This window comes from Flavobacterium sp. 316, assembly GCF_000967805.1.
GTDB lineage: Bacteria > Bacteroidota > Bacteroidia > Flavobacteriales > Flavobacteriaceae > Flavobacterium > Flavobacterium sediminilitoris.
In genome coordinates this window covers 414599-435074 of the sequence record NZ_JYGZ01000004.1, presented here as the reverse complement: position 1 = coordinate 435074, position 20476 = coordinate 414599, and the positions used below count along the sequence as shown (strand labels likewise).

14 protein-coding genes and 2 tRNA genes are annotated in these 20476 nt (G+C 29.7%); 6 read left to right on the top strand and 10 right to left on the bottom strand.

Going from position 1 to position 20476, the window contains the following annotated elements:
- The first annotated feature begins 28 nt into the window (after positions 1-28).
- Positions 29-1261 carry a murein hydrolase activator EnvC gene (locus SY27_RS10640; RefSeq protein WP_045970019.1) on the top strand — a complete coding sequence of 411 codons (1233 nt, stop codon included), beginning with the start codon at positions 29-31 and terminating at the stop codon, positions 1259-1261.
- Positions 1262-1881: 620 nt separating this feature from the next.
- Here the strand turns inward: SY27_RS10640 and mfd are convergent.
- Both mfd and SY27_RS10630 read right to left on the bottom strand, forming a co-directional pair.
- Entirely contained in the window at positions 1882-5190 is a 3309-nt protein-coding gene (mfd, locus tag SY27_RS10635; RefSeq protein ID WP_369793060.1) for a transcription-repair coupling factor, read from the bottom strand.
- 81 nt (positions 5191-5271) lie between these two features.
- Positions 5272-5895, bottom strand: a complete 624-nt coding sequence (locus SY27_RS10630; RefSeq protein ID WP_052705281.1) for a hypothetical protein — start codon at positions 5893-5895, stop codon at positions 5272-5274.
- Between the two features lie 152 nt (positions 5896-6047).
- Between SY27_RS10630 and SY27_RS10625 the strand changes: the two genes are divergently transcribed.
- Positions 6048-7004 carry an NAD-dependent epimerase/dehydratase family protein gene (locus tag SY27_RS10625; RefSeq protein ID WP_045970015.1) on the top strand — a complete coding sequence of 319 codons (957 nt, stop codon included), beginning with the start codon at positions 6048-6050 and terminating at the stop codon, positions 7002-7004.
- 1 nt (position 7005) lies between these two features.
- Here SY27_RS10625 and SY27_RS10620 read toward each other — a convergent pair whose 3' ends face one another.
- The 8 genes from SY27_RS10620 to SY27_RS10585 form a co-directional block, all read right to left on the bottom strand.
- Positions 7006-7518: a nuclear transport factor 2 family protein gene (locus SY27_RS10620; RefSeq protein WP_045970013.1), complete on the bottom strand. Its 513-nt coding sequence runs from the start codon at positions 7516-7518 to the stop codon at positions 7006-7008.
- A gap of 127 nt (positions 7519-7645) precedes the next feature.
- Positions 7646-7719, bottom strand: a tRNA-Asn gene (locus SY27_RS10615).
- A gap of 59 nt (positions 7720-7778) precedes the next feature.
- Positions 7779-7852: transfer RNA gene (locus tag SY27_RS10610), tRNA-Asn, on the bottom strand.
- A 72-nt stretch (positions 7853-7924) separates the two neighbouring features.
- Positions 7925-9505 (bottom strand): site-2 protease family protein, encoded by a 1581-nt coding sequence (locus SY27_RS10605; RefSeq protein ID WP_045970011.1) that lies wholly within the window; start codon positions 9503-9505, stop codon positions 7925-7927.
- A 76-nt stretch (positions 9506-9581) separates the two neighbouring features.
- On the bottom strand, positions 9582-11519 hold the full coding sequence (locus SY27_RS10600) for a M1 family aminopeptidase (protein WP_045970009.1): 1938 nt from the start codon (positions 11517-11519) through the stop codon (positions 9582-9584).
- A 112-nt stretch (positions 11520-11631) separates the two neighbouring features.
- Positions 11632-11886, bottom strand: coding sequence for a RagB/SusD family nutrient uptake outer membrane protein (locus SY27_RS10595; protein ID WP_045970007.1), 255 nt, complete (start codon positions 11884-11886; stop codon positions 11632-11634).
- 319 nt (positions 11887-12205) lie between these two features.
- Entirely contained in the window at positions 12206-12769 is a 564-nt protein-coding gene (locus tag SY27_RS10590) for a 5-formyltetrahydrofolate cyclo-ligase (protein ID WP_045970005.1), read from the bottom strand.
- 15 nt (positions 12770-12784) lie between these two features.
- Positions 12785-13756, bottom strand: coding sequence for a succinylglutamate desuccinylase/aspartoacylase family protein (locus SY27_RS10585; RefSeq protein ID WP_045970003.1), 972 nt, complete (start codon positions 13754-13756; stop codon positions 12785-12787).
- 60 nt (positions 13757-13816) lie between these two features.
- Between SY27_RS10585 and uvrC the strand changes: the two genes are divergently transcribed.
- From uvrC to hppD, 4 genes are all read left to right on the top strand, one after another.
- Positions 13817-15619, top strand: coding sequence for an excinuclease ABC subunit UvrC (uvrC, locus tag SY27_RS10580; RefSeq protein ID WP_045970001.1), 1803 nt, complete (start codon positions 13817-13819; stop codon positions 15617-15619).
- Positions 15620-15628: 9 nt separating this feature from the next.
- Positions 15629-17842 (top strand): patatin-like phospholipase family protein, encoded by a 2214-nt coding sequence (locus SY27_RS10575; RefSeq protein WP_045969999.1) that lies wholly within the window; start codon positions 15629-15631, stop codon positions 17840-17842.
- Between the two features lie 174 nt (positions 17843-18016).
- Positions 18017-19174, top strand: a complete 1158-nt coding sequence (locus SY27_RS10570; protein WP_045969997.1) for a homogentisate 1,2-dioxygenase — start codon at positions 18017-18019, stop codon at positions 19172-19174.
- A 55-nt stretch (positions 19175-19229) separates the two neighbouring features.
- Entirely contained in the window at positions 19230-20390 is a 1161-nt protein-coding gene (hppD, locus tag SY27_RS10565) for a 4-hydroxyphenylpyruvate dioxygenase (protein WP_045969995.1), read from the top strand.
- The last annotated feature ends 86 nt before the right edge of the window (positions 20391-20476 follow it).

Sequence of the window (20476 nt, the reverse complement as noted above, 5' to 3'; positions counted from 1 at the left end):
CAAAATTATCTTTGTAAAAAAATAACAAATGAATCGCATACTTATTCTTCTTTTCTCATTATTAATGACAAACTTTATGTTTGCTCAAACCTCTTCCGAACAACAAAAATTGGAAGCAAGAAAAGAGCAAATTACTAAAGAGATTGCAGCTTTTAAAGCCTTACTTCAAGGAGAGAAAAAGAAAGAAAAATCGGTTTTAAGTCAAATAGCAGAACAAAAAGCAAGAATTCGTTTAAGTGAGAAACTAATTTCTACCACAGCTAAACAAATGCGACTACTTGATGACGACATCTATCTAAAACAACTTGAAATTAACAAGCTAAATAGAGAACTGAAAGTATTAAAAGAAGATTATGCAAAAATGATTGTAAAGTCATATAAAAGCAGAAATGATCAAAGCAGAGTAATGTTTGTTTTATCTTCTCAAAATTTCCTTCAAGCTTATAAACGTATTCAGTATATGAAACAATATGCTAGTTTTAGAAAAATGCAAGGAGAAGAAATAGTTGAAAAACAAGATAAATTAACAGAGGCAAAAGCAAAGCAAGAAGCAAGTAAAAAAAATAAAGCAAAAGCTTTAGCAGATAATCAAGCTGAAAAAATAGAATTAGAAAAGCAAAAAGCAGAACAAGAGAAATTAGCAAAAGAATTCCAGAAAAATAAAAAGAAATACGCAGCAGAAATAGATAAAAAAGAAAAAGAGCGTAAAGAAATAGATAAACAAATAAAAAAATTAATAGCAGAAGCTATTGCGGCTGCAAACAAGAAAAATGCAACCAAAACAGGAGTTAAATCTTCGGGTTCTTCTTCAAAATTTGATTTAACACCAGAAGGGAAATTGGTGTCAGATAATTTTAAAGCAAATAAAGGTAAACTGCCTTGGCCAGTAGAAAAAGGATATGTTTATTTAAAATATGGAGATCAGCCACATCCTGTTCATAGTAATCTTACGGTTCATAATAGTGGAGTGGAAATTGCAACAGAACCAGGTTCAGTAGCAAGAGCAATTTTTGATGGAGAAGTACTGCAAATTCAATTGATTAAAGGAAGTAATAAAAAAGTAGTTTTAATACAACATGGAGACTTCATTACAATTTATCAAAATTTAGAAAGCGTAAATGTAAAAGAAGGAGATAAAGTTACTAGAAAACAAAATTTAGGAAGAATACAAACGGATCCTTCAGGAAAAGCTATTTTAAAGTTTATGGTTTCACAAAATGCGAATACATTAAACCCAGAGCAATGGTTATCTAATATGTAATATAAACTTTAACAAGAAAGGTAATAAACATATATCTGGTTTAACAAAGAATTTATATATCTTTGAGATAGTTAATAGCAGTAAATTTTTTTCCATAAAAGGAAAGGGTGAAAAATAAAAGGTCGAATACCTCATTTTCGGCCTTTTTTTGTATATAAAAAAGAGCAAAAATAAACTTTAACAAATTCGGCAAATTTGTTGTATCCAACTTAACAGTATTCCATCCTATCTTTGACTTGGTTAATAGCAGTAATTTTTTCTACTCAAGGAAAAATTTAAAAGGTCGAAGCGTTCTCTTCGGCCTTTTTTTATTTTACAAAAATCCGCATTAAAAAATTTAACAAAAAATACAGATTTGTTGTATTTATTTTAAGAAAATTCTTGCGTATATTTGATGTTAGTTAATAGTAGTAAATTTCCGTAAAAGGAAAGGGTAAAAATTAAAGACCGAACCTCTCATTTCGGTCTTTTTTTATGGAATAAAGTTATTTTAACAAATTCGGCAGATTTATTGTATTCGACTTAACACTATTCTGTCTTATCTTTGACTCGGTTAATAGCAGTAATTTTTTCTACTCAAAGAAAAAATTTAAAGGTCGAAGTTTTTATTTCGACCTTTTTTATATTTTAGAAATTAATTCTAATGCTTTATTAATTGTTTTCACATTGTCAAATGTAAGCAGTAAGCGAAGTCCATTTTTTGTTTGTTTTTCTTTCATCTTACAAATGTTTCCATTTTGTTGGACACATTGTACTACTTTCATAAAACGATTCGTCTGATAGAAATTACTTTGTTGGTCACTAATGAAATAACCAATCATTTTTCCTTGTTTTATAATTACTTTTTCTAACCCAAGCGAACTGGCTTTCCACTTTAAACGAACACTGTTTAATAATGCAATTGCGGGTTTTGGTAAAGCACCAAAGCGATCAATTAATTTTTGCTCAAATTTTTCAAGATTAGCCTCACCTTTTATAAGATTTAATTCATTATAAAGATTTAAACGCTCTGTAATATTATTTATATATTCATCTGGGAAAAGTGTCTCAAAATCGGTATCAATTTGTATGTCTTTTACAAATTCTTTAGTTTCTACATCATTTTCTTCTGCATATAATTCTGCAAACTCATTTTCTTTTAATTCTTCAATAGCTTCATTCATGATTTTTTGATAGGTATCAAATCCTATTTCATTAATAAAACCACTTTGTTCACCACCTAATAGATCTCCAGCACCGCGAATTTCTAAATCTTTCATGGCAATATTAAATCCGCTGCCTAATTCACTAAATTGTTCTAATGCTTGAATGCGTTTTCGCGCATCTTCTGTCATGGCAGAATAAGGAGGAGTTATAAAATAACAAAAGGCTTTTTTATTACTTCTTCCCACTCGACCTCGCATTTGATGTAAATCAGAAAGACCAAAGTTATTAGCATTATTGATAAAAATAGTATTAGCGTTTGGAACATCTAATCCACTTTCAATAATAGTGGTTGCTACTAATACATCAAATTCACCTTCCATAAAAGCTAACATTAATTCTTCTAACTTTTTTCCTTCCATTTGTCCATGACCAATACCTACTTTTGCGCCAGGAACTAGTCGCTGAATCATTCCTGCAACTTCTTTGATGTTTTCAATTCGATTATTAATAAAGAAAACTTGACCACCACGCTCAATTTCATACGATATTGCGTCTCTTATTGTTTCTTCATTAAAGCTAACTACGTGTGTTTCTATAGGGTATCGATTAGGAGGAGGAGTTGTAATGACAGATAAATCTCTTGCAGCCATTAATGAAAACTGTAAAGTTCTAGGAATTGGAGTCGCAGTTAGTGTTAAAGTATCAACAGTCTCTGAAATGGTTTTTAATTTGTCTTTTACATTAACACCAAATTTTTGTTCTTCATCAATTATTAATAATCCTAAATCTTTAAATTTTACATTTTTGTTTACTAATTGATGTGTTCCTATAAGAATGTCTAATTTTCCTTCTTCAAGACGTTTTAATGTGTCTGCTTTCTGTTTTGCTGTTCTAAATCGATTTACATAGTCTACAGTAACAGGCATATCTTTTAAACGTTCGGAAAAAGTTCTGTAATGTTGATAGGCTAAAATAGTTGTTGGTACTAAGATGGCAACTTGTTTGCTATTGTCAACAGCTTTGAATGCAGCTCTTATTGCAACTTCTGTTTTTCCAAAACCTACATCACCACAAACTAAACGATCCATCGGTCTATCGCTTTCCATATCCATTTTTACATCATGAGTAGCTGTAATTTGATCTGGTGTGTCTTCATAGATGAAAGAACTTTCTAATTCTTTTTGTAAATAACTATCAGGTGAGCAAGCAAACCCTTTTTCTAGCCTTCGCTTTGCATATAATTGAATCAAGTTAAAAGCAATATGTTTTACCCTTGCTTTTGTTTTTTGTTTTAAAGTTTTCCAAGCATTACTACCTAGTTTGTAAATTTTGGGAGGAGCACCATCTTTTCCGTTATATTTAGATATTTTATGTAGAGAATGAATGCTAACGTAGACAATGTCATTATCTGCATAAACAAGCTTTATAGCTTCTTGTTTTTTTCCTTCAACATCTATTTTTTGTAAACCACCAAATTTTCCAATTCCATGATCAATATGAGTTACATAATCACCAACAGACAAAGAAGTGAGTTCTTTAAGTGTAATAGTTTGTTTTTTTGAATAGCCATTTTTAATGCTAAACTTATGATAGCGCTCAAAGATTTGATGATCTGTATAACAAGCTATTTGTAATTCTTCATCAATGAAGCCTTGAAATAATGGAAAAACCAACGTTTTATATTGTTTTCGAGTAGTTTCATGATTTTCATTATCTATATCTTCAAAAATATCATGAAATCGTCCTGCCTGATTTTCATTGGAACAAAATAAATAATTGGTAATATTGTTAAAATGATTATCACTTAAATTGTTTAATAATAAGTCGAATTGTTTATTGAATGAAGGTTGAGGTTGAATGTGAAATTCAATTTTTTTATCACAATTAAAAATAGTTTTGGAGTGGAGTTCAACAATTGAAAAGTCTAACGCCCTTTTGAGAAACTGTTTTTGATTTAGAAATAATTCTTCTGGTTTTGAATGTTTTATATCTGAAGAAAGTTTTCCAAAAGCTTCATTTGCTTTTTCAAATAATTTATCGAGTTGTTGCCCTAGTAATTCAGTGTTTTGAATAAACAAAACGGTCTTCTCATTGATATAATCTAAAAAACTTTCTCTGTTTTCTTCTAAAAGTTTATTTTCAACATTGGGAATAATACTTATTTTTTTTAGTTTTTCTACAGAAAGCTGAGTTTCAACATCAAAACTTCTAATGCTATCTACTTCGTTTCCAAAAAATTCAATTCTATATGGATGATCGTTTGAAAATGAAAAAACATCAACTATTCCACCTCTAACGGAAAATTCGCCTGGTTCAGTTACAAAATCAACTCTTTTAAAGTTATATTCAAAAAGCGTTTCGTTTATGAAATCAATAGAAAGTTTATCATTTATGTTTAGCTTTAAGGTGTTTTTTTCAAGTTCTCTTCTTGTAACTACTTTTTCAAATATAGCATCAATATAAGAAACAATGATAGCTGGTTTTTTACGAGAGTTAATCCTATTTAAAACTTCTGCTCTTAATAAAATATTTGCATTATCAGTTTCTTCAATTTGATAAGGTCTTCTATAAGATCCAGGATAAAATAAAACATCTTGATCGTTTATTAATTGTTCTAAATCGTTTAAATAATAAGCGGCTTCTTCTTTGTCATTAAAAAGCAAGAGGAAAGGAAGCTCTGATTTTTTAAAAAGAGCATCAATGACAAAAGATAATGATGAACCAATAAGTCCAGAAACATTTATTTTTTTACGATTATTAATGGAATCAGAAATTTGAGCAATTTTAGGTTGTTGCTCATATTTTTTTACTATTTCGGAAGCTTTCAAGGTGTTTAGTATAGTTTGATAAACCTGAATAATGAATTATTCTTCTAATTCAGGTTTTGGTTTGTTTTCATTTTCAATAATTTCATCTTGAAATTTTTTATTAGCTAATCTGGTAGTGTCTAATGCACGAATCATATCATCTTCTCCTATTTCTTTAGGAATTGCTTTTTTAATAACAACTTCGTCCCATTGAGTGTAAACACCTTTTATCTCTTCATTAATTTCTGTTATTAGTGTAAGAATTCTTTTTTCAGGGATTTCTCCAAGATGAATATAAGTATCTAATGATTTTATCTTTGTATTTAAAGTTACTAATCTGCTTCTTACTTGAGGAATGTTAAAATTTTCAGGAACAGTTAAGCTTAAACTATCTGATTTTTTGGAAACATTTTTTACTTTCATTTGAAAAGCTAATAAAGAAGTTTTAGGTTTTTCTTCTAATTCTCTTTTAAATTGTTGCCATTCATTCCAGTTAGAAATGGTCTCTTTTATTTCAGAGTTAGTGTTTTCAGGAAATACAAATAGCCATTTTTTGGAAATAGACTTAAAAACAGCATCTCTTTTCTGGTTTATTTTAATTGATTCTTCATTTTGTTCTGAAAAATCATTACAGGAAGTAAATCCTATAAACAAAAAAAATATAGGGACTAAATATCTCATTTTTATACGTTATTATAGCAAAAGTAATAATGTTTAGCTAAACTTAGATTATTTATATGTTTTCTTAACACTTTAAGGTCTAAATAAATCATTTAAAATAAATAAATGATCATGGCTAAAATGTTATATTTGCGTACTAATTATATCTAAAAATGAACACAAAAGTTTTGATTATTGGTGCTTGTGGACAAATAGGCACTGAACTTACAGCTAAATTAAGAGCTACTTATGGAGTAGAAAATGTTATTGCTTCAGATATAAGAAAATTAGAAAATGACGTTGTAAATAATGGAATATTTGAGGTTGTAAATGCATTAGATTATAATCAAATAGAACATTTACTGGAGAAGTATAAGATTACGGATGTATACTTAATGGCAGCATTACTTTCTGCAACTGCTGAAAAAAATCCAGCATTTGCATGGGATTTAAATATGAATTCTCTTTTTCATGTGTTAAATCTAGCAAAAGCAGGTAAGATTAAAAAAGTATTTTGGCCATCTAGTATTGCTGTTTTTGGACCAACAACTCCTTCTCAGAATACACCTCAATATACTATAATGGAACCTACAACGGTTTATGGTATCTCAAAACAAACAGGAGAGAGATGGTGTGAGTATTATAATAAACAGTATGGAGTAGATGTTAGAAGTATTCGTTATCCAGGATTAATTAGCTGGAGCACAGAGCCAGGTGGTGGAACTACAGATTATGCAGTAGATATTTATCATAAGGCAATAACCGAAGGAAAATTTACTAGTTTTTTGTCTGAAAATACAGGATTACCTATGATGTATATGGATGATGCTATAAAAGCAACTATTGGAATTATGCAGGCTCCTGAAGAGCAAATAAAAATAAGATCTTCTTATAATTTATCAGCTATGAGTTTTACACCAAAAGAGATTGCTACTGAAGTTAAAAAACATTATCCAGATTTTACAATAGATTATAATCCAGATTTTAGACAAAAAATAGCAGACAGTTGGCCAGCAAGTATTGATGATACTCCTGCAAGAGAAGATTGGGGATGGAAAAATGATTTTACTATTGAAAACATGACAGAAGATATGTTTGAAAATTTAAAAAAGTATATTTACAATATTTAATTTACTGTTTTTGTAAAGTATCAATTAAAGCATCTTCAATAGGTGCTTTAATTTTTATAACATCATTTGAAATATCATTTGGTATTGTCATGGACAAGACATAATGTTTAATTTTCCAAGTGCCGTTTTCTTTAATTAATATACCGCTTCCTCTACAAATTTTCATTTGAGTATTCAATAGTTCATCAAACCAAACTATTTCTCCATTAAAAGAAGAATAAATATTGCGTTCTAAGGTTTTAAAATTCCAAGCTTTTCCTTTGTCAAAATAAGGTTTTGCAAAATTCATAAAAGCTTTTTTATTCCAGTTTTCGGTAGCATCAGTGCCAATAAATATTGATTCTTCAGACATTGCATTAAAATAATCTTCAAAATTGGTTTCTGCTGCTGCTTTATGCCAATTGTTTAGTATGATATTGATTTCTTTTTTTATATCTAATGCTTTTGATTCTGTCTTTTTTTGAGAATAATTGTTTAATGATATAAGTAATATAAGAATATAAATGGACTTCATTGTTTGATTTTTTATAAAGATAAACAAAGTTGTAATAAAGATAAAGTTTTATTGATTTACTTCAGGACAAGATAATATTTATAAAAGGAAAATCCAGTCTAAATAAATAAACTGGATTTTTAAAAAGCTCCCCCTCTTGGGCTCGAACCAAGGACCCTCTGATTAACAGTCAGATGCTCTAACCAGCTGAGCTAAGGAGGAATAACCAATATTTTGCATTTAAGAAGTGAAAAGCCACTCATTATGAATGGCTTTTTTTGCTCCCCCTCTTGGGCTCGAACCAAGGACCCTCTGATTAACAGTCAGATGCTCTAACCAGCTGAGCTAAGGAGGAAGGTGTTTTACCTTTAATGCGGTGCAAATATAAGCTGAAAATTTATTTTCACAAACAAAATATGAAAAAATATTAGAAAAATTTATCAGCTACTAATTGATAGATGTCTTTTCCAAAGGTTAAAGCCATTAAAGTCAGTAAGATAATCATTCCTGCGGTTTGAACATATCCCATTGTTTTATTGCTTAAAGTTTTACCTGTAATCATTTCGGCAATGGTAAAAAGGGCATGTCCACCATCCAATCCTGGTATAGGGAGTAAGTTCATAAAAGCAAGTCCGATTGAAAATAATGCGGTAAAATTCCAAATAAACTCCCAATTCCATGTGTCAGGTAAGCGTCTAGCTATTCCTACGGGACTTTGTATTTGGGTGTATGCACCTGTTTTTGGTCTTACAATTAATTTTAAACTTTGAACATTGTATTTAAATAATGACCAAGATTGACTTACTGCTTCAGGAAATGCTTGAGCAAAGTTTAACTTTTCAGTAATGATGTATTGATCATCCTTTTTATCAAATCCAATACCAAGTGTTCCTTTTTTATCTAAAGTTGTTTTTAGATCAATGTTTTTTTTGTTTCTTAAAACAGTTAATGTGATTTCTTTTTCTTTATTTTCGGAAAGTATTTTTTTTAAATCTTTGTTCGATTCTATTTTTATATTATTAACGGCTATAATGACGTCATTAAATTCTATTTTAGCTTTTTCGGCAGGAGAATTTTCCGAAATAATATTTACAAAAGCTTTTTTTAGATTGAAATTTTGGTCAATAAAAAGGGTTTTATTGAAGCTATCTATACCAGTGCTGTCTACTTTTGTTTTTAATGTTATTTCTTGGCTATTTCTTTTAATAATAAGATTTATTGAGTCATTTTTATGTGTTTTTAGTGCGTCAATTAATTGATCTAAATAAACAAAGCGTTCGTTATTTATTCCAATAATTTCATCAAATCGTTTAAGATTAGAATTGTTTTTGTTTATAGAGTCAATAAAAAACTCGTTAAGTTTCCATCTTGCATGTACAAATCCTTTGCCTTCTTTTTTTATGATTTCACCTTTTTGTTCATCGGTTAATAAAAGTTCTATTTTTTCACCTTGACGATCCACTTCAATTTTATCACCAAAAAGAACTCCCATGTTCATGAATTTAAAATCATCATGATGTTTACCATCTATACTTATAATTTTGTCTCCATTTTTAAATCCTACACTTTGACCTACTTCGCCAAATGCTAATCCATTTTTTTGAAGTTCATCAGTTGAAATGATTTTTTTACCAACAGTAGTGTACATTATTGTAAAAATAAGCCAAGCAAGAAGAATATTAACAATAATTCCTCCAAGCATAATAATTAATCTCTGCCATGCAGGTTTTGATCTAAATTCCCATGGTTGAGGCTCTGTGTTCATTTGCTCAGTATCCATACTTTCATCAATCATTCCGGATAATTTTACATAGCCACCTAATGGAAGCCAGCCAATTCCCCATTCGGTTTCTCCTATTTTCTTTTTGATAAGTGAAAAACCAGCATCCATGAATAAGTAGAATTTTTCAACTCTTACTTTAAATAGTTTTGCAGTAATGTAATGTCCAAATTCATGAAGAATTACTAAAACAGAAAGTATGAATAATATTTGTGCTAATTGAATCATTTTTATGTATGCATTTTAATTTGAACGACAAAAGTAAGGTTTTCGCCTTACTTTTTATCATTATTTTATTTAGGACTTATTTTTTTATAAAATTTTTATGAAACACACCGTTGTTTGTTGTTATTTGAATAAAATATGGGCCGTTTGATAATGAATTAATAGTAATGTCTTTTTCGTTTTTTGTTAAAACTAATTGGCCTAATGCATTAAAAAATAAAACTTTTTCTATTGAGATAGTGTTAGGTAAGTTTATGTGAATTTTATTGGAACTAGGATTAGGAGAAATTGAGATAGTTTTGTCTATTGTAAAATAATCGTTTGATAACGTAGCTGTGTTATTGTTTGAAATAATATCCTTATTAGGATCAAACTCAATATCGATAACTTGGAAAGGTACATTTACGATGAAATCTTCATTATTTGTTGTGTTATTGATAAGGAAATCTTGAGATTGACTAGCATTTCCTATTAGTCGGATTAATAAAGGCATTTCAAAAAAAGTAACAGAAGAGTTAGACTGTGATTGGTTTACTGTGATTTTTACTTGTCCTACTCCTAAGTTTTGAGCTGTTATGGTGTAAATTGGATATCCTTCATTGTAAACCCAATCATTAAAAAAATCACTAAAATCTAATCCGGAAACAAGTTCTAAATGATTTTGAAATTCAGGTGTTGTAGCATATTTATATGCTAAATTTGGGTCTGCTAAATAGTTTTTTAATGCTTGAAAAAAATTAGCATCTCCTATTTTGTAACGAATCATGTTAGTAACCATAGCTCCTTTATTATAGGTTATTCTGCTACTGAAAATTCTATTTACATTTGTTATTTGAGAATCGGTTAAGTATAAATTGCCATCTGGTTGTGATGTTATACTATTTATTTTGTTTTGTTTCCAATTGATAAATGATGTGTTTCCGTCTAAATTTTCAACTACTAATCCAGACATATATTCTGTAATTCCTTCATTTAACCAAATATCTTTCCAACTTCCGCAAGTAACTTTATTGCCAAACCATTGATGAGCCATTTCGTGGGCAATTAATCCTCTAGACCATGACCCCATAAATGAAACGGTAGTATGTTCCATTCCTCCTCCCCATCCAAATTGTGCATGACCATATTTTTCATTTCTAAAAGGATATTCTCCTATTAGACTTTCATATAAATTCATGATTGTAGGTGTTACGGCAAGGCTGTTTTGTGTTGTAGAAGCATTTTCGGGGTAAATATAATTCACAATAGGGAAGAAGGGATTTTGAGTAGATCCTAAACCTCCTTGTTGATTGTAAATTTGATAGTTGGTAACAGCAATTGCTATCAAATATGCTGGAATAGGGTATCCATGATGATAATGTGTTGTTTTTGTCCCGTTTCCATTATCTATTATAGATTGTTCTAATCCATTTGAAACACTAATATATTGTGATGGAGCAGTGATGTGGACATCGATAGTTTCTATTTTGTCATTTAAATCTTGTTTGCATGGCCACCAATCTCTGGCTCCATAAGGCTCAGATAATGTATATAATACGGGTATTCCTGAATGAATATTTGTGGTAAAAGCTTGTTCTGCTGTTGAAGGAACTCCAGAATAACTGATTTCAATTGTTGCAGAGTTTCCTATTGTTAAGGTAGAAGGAAGGTTGATTTCTAATTCATGCGAGCTATTGTGGGTGTAACTTAGATTAATTCCATCTTTTTTTATCGAAATAATTGTAAATGGAGAGGATGCTTTTTTGTAAAAATCGAATATAACAGTATTCATGTTTTCTAGTGCCGTAAAAGTTGTTTTTACTTGACCTTCTATGTTATATATGGCAGGATCAACAGTGAATTTTAATTCATGATAGGTAATGTCATAATTAGCAGTATTTGGGTTGGATTGAAAATTTTGAATTGAAGAAGCTGATTTCATTTCAGATTCAACCATTTTTTGAAAATCATCATTATCTACTTGAGAAAAGGAGAACAATGAATGGATTATTGATGAAAATAGTAATATTTTTTTCATTATTCGATAGGATAAGTTTAACGAATATATGAAATTTATGTTAAATAAAAAGGGACTGTTTAAAAAACAGCCCCTAAAATAACTAACTAAAAATTATTTTTTAATAAAATTACTAACCTGGATTTTGTTGATCAGCTAGCGTTGGATTCGTGTTTAATTCCGCTTGTGGTATCGGCCATAGGAACCTGTAATCTGAACTTGGAATTGCAGCAACTCCTAATGCTCCAGTGTAAGGTGTACCTAAAACAAATGCTGAGGCAGGTGGATTGCCATTTGCAACTTTAGCTGGAATACCATCAATTGGGAATAAATCATCTCCTTGAAGCCTGTGGATATCTCCCCATCTTTTGCAAGATTTCTTTCTCAATATTTAATTCTATATAATAGATTCAACTTCCTTTACTATTCTATTTGGAAGAGAAATTATTTAAAGAAAGATTAGTTTTAGACTAAGGAGGAGTTTTGTTGGTTATAGTGTGTTTTATAAAGAATTTTAAATCTCTTGCTTCATAAGGTTTTTAGTGTTTTTAGAAATTATATTAGATAAAATAATTAAAGAAAAGAAGTAGAATCATCTAGAATTAATCCATAGAGTAAAATTCTTTAATTTGGGCTTAGATTTTTATAACTTCTATTTCTATAAAAGTTTTGTTAAAATAGTCAATCTATATTTTTGAAGTTTTTATTTATAACATTAATCTTACAAAATTCGTAATACAGTAATCTAATTTAATATCGTTTGAATGGATATCATCAATGCAGTCTTCAGGTTCAAAGAATGATAAGCCTATCTTAATTACGTCAGGTTTACAGGTTTTGAGAAAAGTATCATAAAATCCCTTTCCGTATCCTACGCGATTTCCTTGCTTGTCGTAAGCTAGAAGAGGGATGAAAACGACATCAATTTTATTTGAAGGAACTTCTATTCCATCAATTGGCTCTGGAATATTATATTTATTTTTTTTAATTTTTGTGTTATCGGTTAGCAAAAAGTGTGTCATGGTTGTTGTTTCAAAGTTAGATTTTGAAATAACAACTTCTTTATCTTTACCTGCTAAAATTTGTAAGATATATTCTGTATTAACTTCTTTTTGTTCTTCAATAGGTAAGAAAATATGATAATATGTTTTGTCCCAAATGTCTAGTTGTAATAATTGGTTTGCAATAGCTAAACTTTTATCTTCAATCTCTTCAAAAGTTAATTTTTCTCTTTTTGTTTTATATTTTTTTCGTAGCTCTTTCTTGTTCATTATATGTAGCTTTAATTAATTGAGTCCTTCTAATTGAGTTGAAATGTGAAATATAGCATCTCCTTGATATACAATAGGAGCATCGTTTACATTGATTAAATAACCATTATTTGGAGCCTTAACTTTGTGTTCAATTTTTCCAAAAGGATCTGAAATGGTGGCTAAAGTGTCTCCTTTTTTAACATAGCTACCAATTTTTATTAGTCCAATAAACATTCCTGAAAAATGAGCTCTTATCCAGTAAGATTTTTCAATAAAAATTGTTTTATTAGTATTGGGTTTTATTTCTTTTTTCGGGTTTAGCATATTTAAATGTGCTAAAAATCGTTTAGATCCTTCTACTCCTTCTTTTGTTATTTCTGAATTTAAATCTAGTGATTTTCCTCCTTCAAAAAGCAACATTTTCACGCCTAATCTTGTACATGCATTACGAAACGAGCCTTGTATGTTTTTAGAATATAATGTAAAAGGAGTGTTAAATACGGAGGCTAATTCTTTTAATTCTGAATTGTTGGGTACAATTCGTATTTGAGGAGCATTAAATCGACTTGCTCCTCCAGCATGAAAATCAATAGCATAATCAATTATTGGAATGATCTCTTTAATAAGGAAATGTGCAAATCTACTGGCTAATGAGCCGGTTTTACTTCCTGGGAAAACCCTATTTAAGTCGCGACCATCTGGAAATTGACGACTTTGATTTACAAAACCAAAAATATTGATAATTGGAATACAAATTATAGTTCCTCGTTTAGGTTTGTTTATTTTTTTAATAATTATTTGACGGACGATTTCTGTTCCGTTTATTTCATCACCATGCAGTCCTGCGCTAAATAAAACAATAGGGCCATCTATCTTAGATCGTTCAATGATGATAGGGATTTTAAGTTTAGTAGTAGTATGTAGTTTTGCAATTTCTACATCAATAGTTTTACTTTCTCCAGGTAAAATGGATTCTCCTAATAATTGAATTGCTTTGTTTTTCATGCGAGTAGATTATAAGAGGATAAAAGTAGAAATTAAATTCGGTTTTTGTAAATTTGCTACATGCAAACACCTCTCGAACTTCAAATTCAAACATTGCCTGATAATCCTGGAGTATACCAATATTTTGATAAGGATGATAAGATTTTATATGTAGGAAAAGCTAAAAATTTAAAAAAGAGAGTTCAGTCTTATTTTACTAAGAATCATGATAATTATAAGACGTCTGTATTAGTTAAAAAAATAGTTTCTATAAAGCACATTGTTGTTCCTACAGAAACTGATGCGCTTCTTTTAGAAAATAATCTTATTAAAAAATTACAACCTCGTTATAATGTATTATTAAAAGACGATAAGACATATCCTTGGATTTGTATAAAAAGAGAACCTTTTTCTAGAATATTCCCTACAAGAAATATGATAAAAGATGGTTCGGAATATTTTGGACCTTATACTAGTTTTAAAACAGTTAATACACTTTTGGATTTAATTAAAGAATTATATCCATTGAGAACATGTAATTATGATTTGTCAAAATCAAATATTGACTCGGAGAAATATAAAGTATGTTTAGAATATCATATAGGAAATTGTAAAGGTTCATGTGAAGGATATGAGTCTTTAGAAGAATATCAAAATCGGATAAATGCAATTCGAGAAATTTTAAAAGGTAATTTTAAAGAAAGCTTAAAAGAGTTTAAAACTTTAATGACAACTTTAGCTTCTGAAATGAAGTTTGAAGAAGCGCAAAAAATAAAAGAAAAAATTGATGTTTTAGAAAATTATCAAGCAAAATCAACTATTCTAAATCCTAAAATATCAAATATTGACGTGTTCTCTATAGTTTCAGATGAAAGTATGGCTTACGTGAATTTTTTGCAAATTTCTCATGGCGCTATTGTCAGGTCGCATACTATGGAAATTAAGAAAAAATTAGAGGAAACAGATGAAGAACTTTTAGGATTAGCGATAGTAGAACTACGAGAACGTTTTCATTTGCTTTCTAAAGAAATAATAGTTCCTTTTGAGGTGGATTTAGGAGAAAACATAAAAATTACAGTTCCTAAACTAGGAGATAAAAAACAAGTTTTAGATTTATCAATTCGAAATGCTAAGTTTTATAGAATGGATCAATTAAAACAAATTAAAATTGTAGATCCTGATAGGCATGTTAATAGAATTATGGCGCAAATGAAAAAAGATTTGCGACTTTCTTTAGAACCAAGACATATAGAGTGTTTTGATAATTCTAATATTCAAGGAACAAATCCTGTAGCAGCTTGTGTAGTTTTTAAAGATGGTAAAGCTAGTAAGAAAGATTATCGTCATTTTAATATTAAAACTGTTGAAGGTCCAGATGATTTTGCATCAATGGAAGAGGTTGTGTATAGGAGATATAAGCGATTGTTAGATGAAAAAGAACCATTGCCACAATTAATTATTATTGATGGAGGAAAAGGACAACTGTCTTCTGCTTTAAAAAGTTTGGATAGTTTAGGGCTTAGGGGAAAGATTGCAATAGTTGGTATAGCTAAGCGATTAGAAGAATTGTTTTATCCTGATGACCCAATTCCGTTATATTTAGATAAAAAATCGGAAACGCTAAAGATTATTCAGCAATTAAGAAATGAAGCGCATCGTTTTGGAATTACTCATCATCGAGATAAGAGAAGTAAATCTGCTTTACAAAATTCATTAGAAAGTATTCCTGGAATAGGAGAAAAAACAATGATAACGTTATTAAAACATTTTAAAAGTGTTAAAAGAGTGCAAAATGCTTCATTGAAAGAAATTTCTGAGATAGTTGGTGCATCAAAAGCCAAAAAAATTTCCGACTTTTACAAGACAATTCAACAACCGCAATAAATCATTATAATGAAAAAGATAATCTTGTTACTAAGTTTTCTGATTTTTACTCAAGTTAGCTTGTCACAAGATAATAATGTTGAGCAATCATTTCCGAAAATAGGGCTTGTCCTTAGCGGTGGTGGTGCAAAAGGATTGGCGCATATAGGTGTTTTAAAGGTAATCGATTCTTTAGGGATAAAGATTGATTATATAGGAGGAACAAGTATGGGTGCTATTATAGGAGGATTGTACGCATCAGGTTATTCAGCTAAAGAATTGGATTCTATTTTTACGACTGTAGATGTAGATGCTTTATTACAAGACTTTACACCTAGAGATTCTAAGAGTTTTTATGAAAAACGAAATGATGAAATGTATGCGCTAACTTTACCATTTGATAATTTTAAAGTTGGATTGCCGTCTGCTTTATCGAAGGGATTGTATAATTATAATCTGCTCTCAAGATTAACTATGTCTGTTTGTAATATTAAGGATTTTGATAAATTACCAATTCCTTTTTTTTGTATAGCTACAAATGTTGAAACAGGAAAGGAAGTAGTTTTAGATAAAGGAATTCTTCCTCAGGCCATGATTGCAAGTGGGGCAATACCAACATTGTATAATCCTATTGAGATTGATGGTAAAGTGCTGGTAGATGGAGGTATTGTGAATAATTATCCTGTAGAGCTTATTAGAGCAAAAGGAATGGATATAGTGATTGGAGTGGATGTACAAGATGGGTTAAAAAACAGAGAGCAGATAGAAGGAGCAACAGATTTGTTAGTACAGGTTTCTAATTTTTCAATGATTGAAAAAATGGAAAAGAAAAAAAAGTTAACTGATATCTATATTAAGCCAGATATAACAGGATTTACAGTTGTGTCTTTTGAAAAAGGAAAAGAAATAATTCCTCGCGGGGTTCAAGCAACACACAAGTTTATGGATCAGTTAATAACATGGCAGAGATTAGAAAAAAAGCAGCAAGAAAATCAAAAAACACCAGATTCTATAAATATAAAAGATATTAAGGTAAGTGAATTAGATAATTACACAAGGGCTTATATTCTAGGGAAATTAAAATTCAAACAATGGAATAAAGTTAGTGTCAAGACATTTGAAAAAGGAATAAATAATTTGAATGCTACTCAAAATTTTGGGTCAATTGCTTACTCTTTTCAAAAAAACAGTGATGGAGAGAATTTGATTCTTGATTTAAAAGAGAAAAAAAGTAATATGTTTCTGAAATTTGGTTTGCACTATGATGGCCTATTTAAAAGTAGTGTACTACTAAATTTTACGAAGAAAAAATTATTTACTAGAAATGATGTTTTTTCTTTAGATGTAATTTTAGGAGATAATTTCAGATATAATCTAGATTATTATATAGACAATGGATTTTATTGGAGTTTTGGATTAAAATCAAAATTTACAACATTTGGAAAAAATGTACCAAATGATTTTAATGATGGAATAACATTATCTAACCTAGGAATTAATTCTTTAAATGTTGATTATTCAGATTTAAGTAATCAAATTTATTTACAAACAATATTCGCTCAAAAATTTTCAATAGGAGCAGGGTTAGAATTGAAACATTTAAAAGTTAAATCAGAAACACTTCAAAATATAACGCCTGTTTTTGATAACAGTGATTATTTTTCAGCTTATGGTTATATGAAGTTTGACTCGTTTAATCAAAAGTATTTTCCTAAAAAAGGATGGTATTTTAATGGAGAAGTAAAAGCGTATCTTTATTCATCAGATTATAATAATGATTTCGAAAAATTCACAGTAGCAAAGGCTGATATGGGAATTGTTCATACATTTTATAAAAAAGCTACAGTAAAATTACTTACAGAAGGTGGATTTGCAGTTGGTGAGAATACTATTAGTTATTTAGATTTTGCTCTTGGAGGATATGGATTTGCACCATTTAATAATTTTAGATCCTTTTATGGGTATGATTTTGTTGGAATTGTAGGAGATAGTTATGTAAAAGGAACTTTAGAATTTGATTATGAAATTTTCAAAAAACATCATGCCAATTTTAGTGCCAATTATGCTAATATCGGAAGGAAAATTTTTGAAAATTTAGATGGCTGGTTAACTAAGCCAAGCTACTCAGGTTATGCATTAGGATATGGTTATGAAACATTAATAGGTCCTATTGAGATAAAACATTCATGGTCACCCGAAACGCGTGATCATTATACTTGGTTTTCAGTTGGTTTCCAGTTTTAAATATTCAAAAATATTTACGATATTTGTATGATTATGAAATTACATTGGTCAGAATTACTATCACACCTTAAATTCCTCATCAAGAGAAATCCTGAATGAATCGTTTCTTTTTGATTTATAAAAAGTATATATGTTGTATGTACTTAAAATTTTTAAACTTAAAAATAAAAGAAAATGCCAATATATCACAAACTAGGAAATATTCCATATAAACGTCATATACAATTTCGAAAACCTAATGGAGATTTGTATTACGAACAGTTGTTTGGTACAATAGGTTTTGATGGAATGTCTACTAATATGTATCATGAACATCGTCCTACACAAGTTAAAGAAATAAAAAATCAATATAGTGTAGCGCCTAAAATTGCAAAAGAAAATAATATACAATCATATAGATTAAAAGGGTTTCAAGTTACTCCACAAGATGATTTTTTAGAAAGTAGGAAAATTGTATTGACAAATACAGATTGTCATATTGTGTTAGCAGCACCTAAGAAATCAACTACAGAGTATTTCTATAAAAATACAGATTCAGATGAAGTTATATTTATTCATAAAGGAACAGGTAAATTAAGAACTATATTAGGAAATTTAGACTTTAAATATGGAGACTATTTAGTTATCCCTCGTGGAATTATCTATAAAATAGATTTTGACACAGAAGATAATAGATTGTTCATAGTAGAGTCTAGAAGGCCTATTTATACTCCTAAAAGATATAGAAATTGGTTTGGTCAATTGCTTGAACATGCACCATTTTGCGAAAGAGATATTCGTAGGCCAAATGAGTTGGAAACTTATGATGAAAAAGGAGATTTCGTAATAAAAGTAAAGAAAAGAGATGAAATTATAGACATGGTTTATGCGACACATCCTTTCGATGTTATAGGATATGATGGCTATAATTATCCGTATGCTTTTTCAATTCATGATTTTGAGCCAATTACTGGAAGAATTCATCAACCGCCTCCTGTGCATCAAACATTTGAAACAGATGCTTTTGTGATTTGTTCATTTGTTCCAAGATTGTATGATTATCACCCAGAATCAATTCCTGCGCCATATAATCATAGTAATATAGATTCCGATGAGGTATTATATTATGTAGATGGTGATTTTATGAGTCGAAATGATATAGAAGCAGGCCATATTTCTTTGCATCCAGCAGGTATCCCTCATGGACCACACCCTGGAGCAACTGAAAGAAGTATTGGAAAAACAGAGACACAAGAACTAGCTGTTATGGTGGATACTTTTAAACCACTAATGGTTACAGAAGAAGCAATGAAAATTGCAGATGAAAAATATTATCAATCTTGGTTAGATTAAAATTAAAATAAAACACAACATTTAGAACTGTAAAAAGTTTAAAATATAAGATATTATGAGTAAAGAAGTGAAATCAGTAAACTACGGTTTAGAAAAAATATTTGAAGGAGCTCAAGACTTTCTTCCACTTTTGGGAACAGATTATGTAGAATTTTATGTTGGGAATGCAAAACAAGCAGCTCATTTCTATAAAACAGCTTTTGGTTTTCAATCATTAGCATATAGAGGATTAGAAACAGGAGCTAAAGACTCTGTAAGTTATGTATTAAAGCAAGATAAAATACGTTTAGTGTTAACAACGCCATTAAATAGTAAATCACCAATTAATGATCATATAGTAAAACATGGAGATGGAGTTAAAGTAATTGCTTTATGGGTTGAAGATGCTAGAAGTGCTTATGAAGAAACAACAAAGCGTGGCGCAAAATCATTTATGGAGCCAGTTGTTGAAACAGATGAACATGGAGAAGTAGTTAGAGCAGGAATCTATACTTATGGAGAAACAGTACACATGTTTGTGGAGCGTAAAAACTATAGTGGAACATTTATGCCAGGGTTTAAAGAATGGAAATCTGATTATAACCCTACACCAGTTGGGTTAAAATATATTGACCATATGGTAGGAAATGTAGGTTGGGGTGAAATGAATACTTGGGTAAAATGGTATGAAGATGTAATGGGGTTTGAAAACTTCCTTTCTTTTGATGATAAGCAAATTCATACAGAGTATTCTGCTCTAATGAGTAAAGTAATGAGTAATGGAAATGGAAGAGTGAAATTTCCAATTAATGAGCCAGCAAAAGGGAATAAACGATCTCAAATTGAAGAATATTTAGATTTTTATGAAGGATCAGGAGTTCAACATATAGCTGTTGCAACAGATGATATTATAAAAACGGTAAGTGAATTAAAAGCAAGAGGAATTGAGTTTTTACCACCACCACCACAATCTTACTACGATGCTATTCCAGAAAGATTGGGCGCTCATAAAGACATGATGAAGGAAGATATTTCGGAATTACAAAAGTTATCTATTATGGTAGATGCTGATGAGGAAGGCTATTTATTACAGATTTTTACTAAACCAGTAGAAGATAGACCAACATTGTTTTTTGAAATTATTCAGAGAATGGGAGCTAGAGGATTTGGAGCAGGTAACTTCAAAGCACTTTTTGAATCTATTGAAAGAGAGCAAGCTTTACGAGGTACATTATAAAAAGCGAATATTTTTTCATTTTATTAAAAAATAACCGATTTTGTTAAAGATATTTCTGTTAAAATGGTTAAAATTGCTGTTTTTGT

What these genes read in the sequence shown, in the direction of transcription:
- SY27_RS10585 (WP_045970003.1), bottom strand. Translation starts at nt 13,756, where the DNA reads ATGAAAAACAAAGCAATTCAATTATTAGGAGAATCCATTTTACCTGGA.
- SY27_RS10590 (WP_045970005.1), bottom strand. Translation starts at nt 12,769, where the DNA reads ATGAACAAGAAAGAGCTACGAAAAAAATATAAAACAAAAAGAGAAAAA.
- SY27_RS10575 (WP_045969999.1), top strand. Translation starts at nt 15,629, where the DNA reads ATGAAAAAGATAATCTTGTTACTAAGTTTTCTGATTTTTACTCAAGTT.
- SY27_RS10570 (WP_045969997.1), top strand. Translation starts at nt 18,017, where the DNA reads ATGCCAATATATCACAAACTAGGAAATATTCCATATAAACGTCATATA.
- SY27_RS10625 (WP_045970015.1), top strand. Translation starts at nt 6,048, where the DNA reads ATGAACACAAAAGTTTTGATTATTGGTGCTTGTGGACAAATAGGCACT.
- uvrC (WP_045970001.1), top strand. Translation starts at nt 13,817, where the DNA reads ATGCAAACACCTCTCGAACTTCAAATTCAAACATTGCCTGATAATCCT.
- SY27_RS10600 (WP_045970009.1), bottom strand. Translation starts at nt 11,519, where the DNA reads ATGAAAAAAATATTACTATTTTCATCAATAATCCATTCATTGTTCTCC.
- SY27_RS10620 (WP_045970013.1), bottom strand. Translation starts at nt 7,518, where the DNA reads ATGAAGTCCATTTATATTCTTATATTACTTATATCATTAAACAATTAT.
- SY27_RS10640 (WP_045970019.1), top strand. Translation starts at nt 29, where the DNA reads ATGAATCGCATACTTATTCTTCTTTTCTCATTATTAATGACAAACTTT.
- SY27_RS10630 (WP_052705281.1), bottom strand. Translation starts at nt 5,895, where the DNA reads ATGAGATATTTAGTCCCTATATTTTTTTTGTTTATAGGATTTACTTCC.
- hppD (WP_045969995.1), top strand. Translation starts at nt 19,230, where the DNA reads ATGAGTAAAGAAGTGAAATCAGTAAACTACGGTTTAGAAAAAATATTT.
- SY27_RS10605 (WP_045970011.1), bottom strand. Translation starts at nt 9,505, where the DNA reads ATGATTCAATTAGCACAAATATTATTCATACTTTCTGTTTTAGTAATT.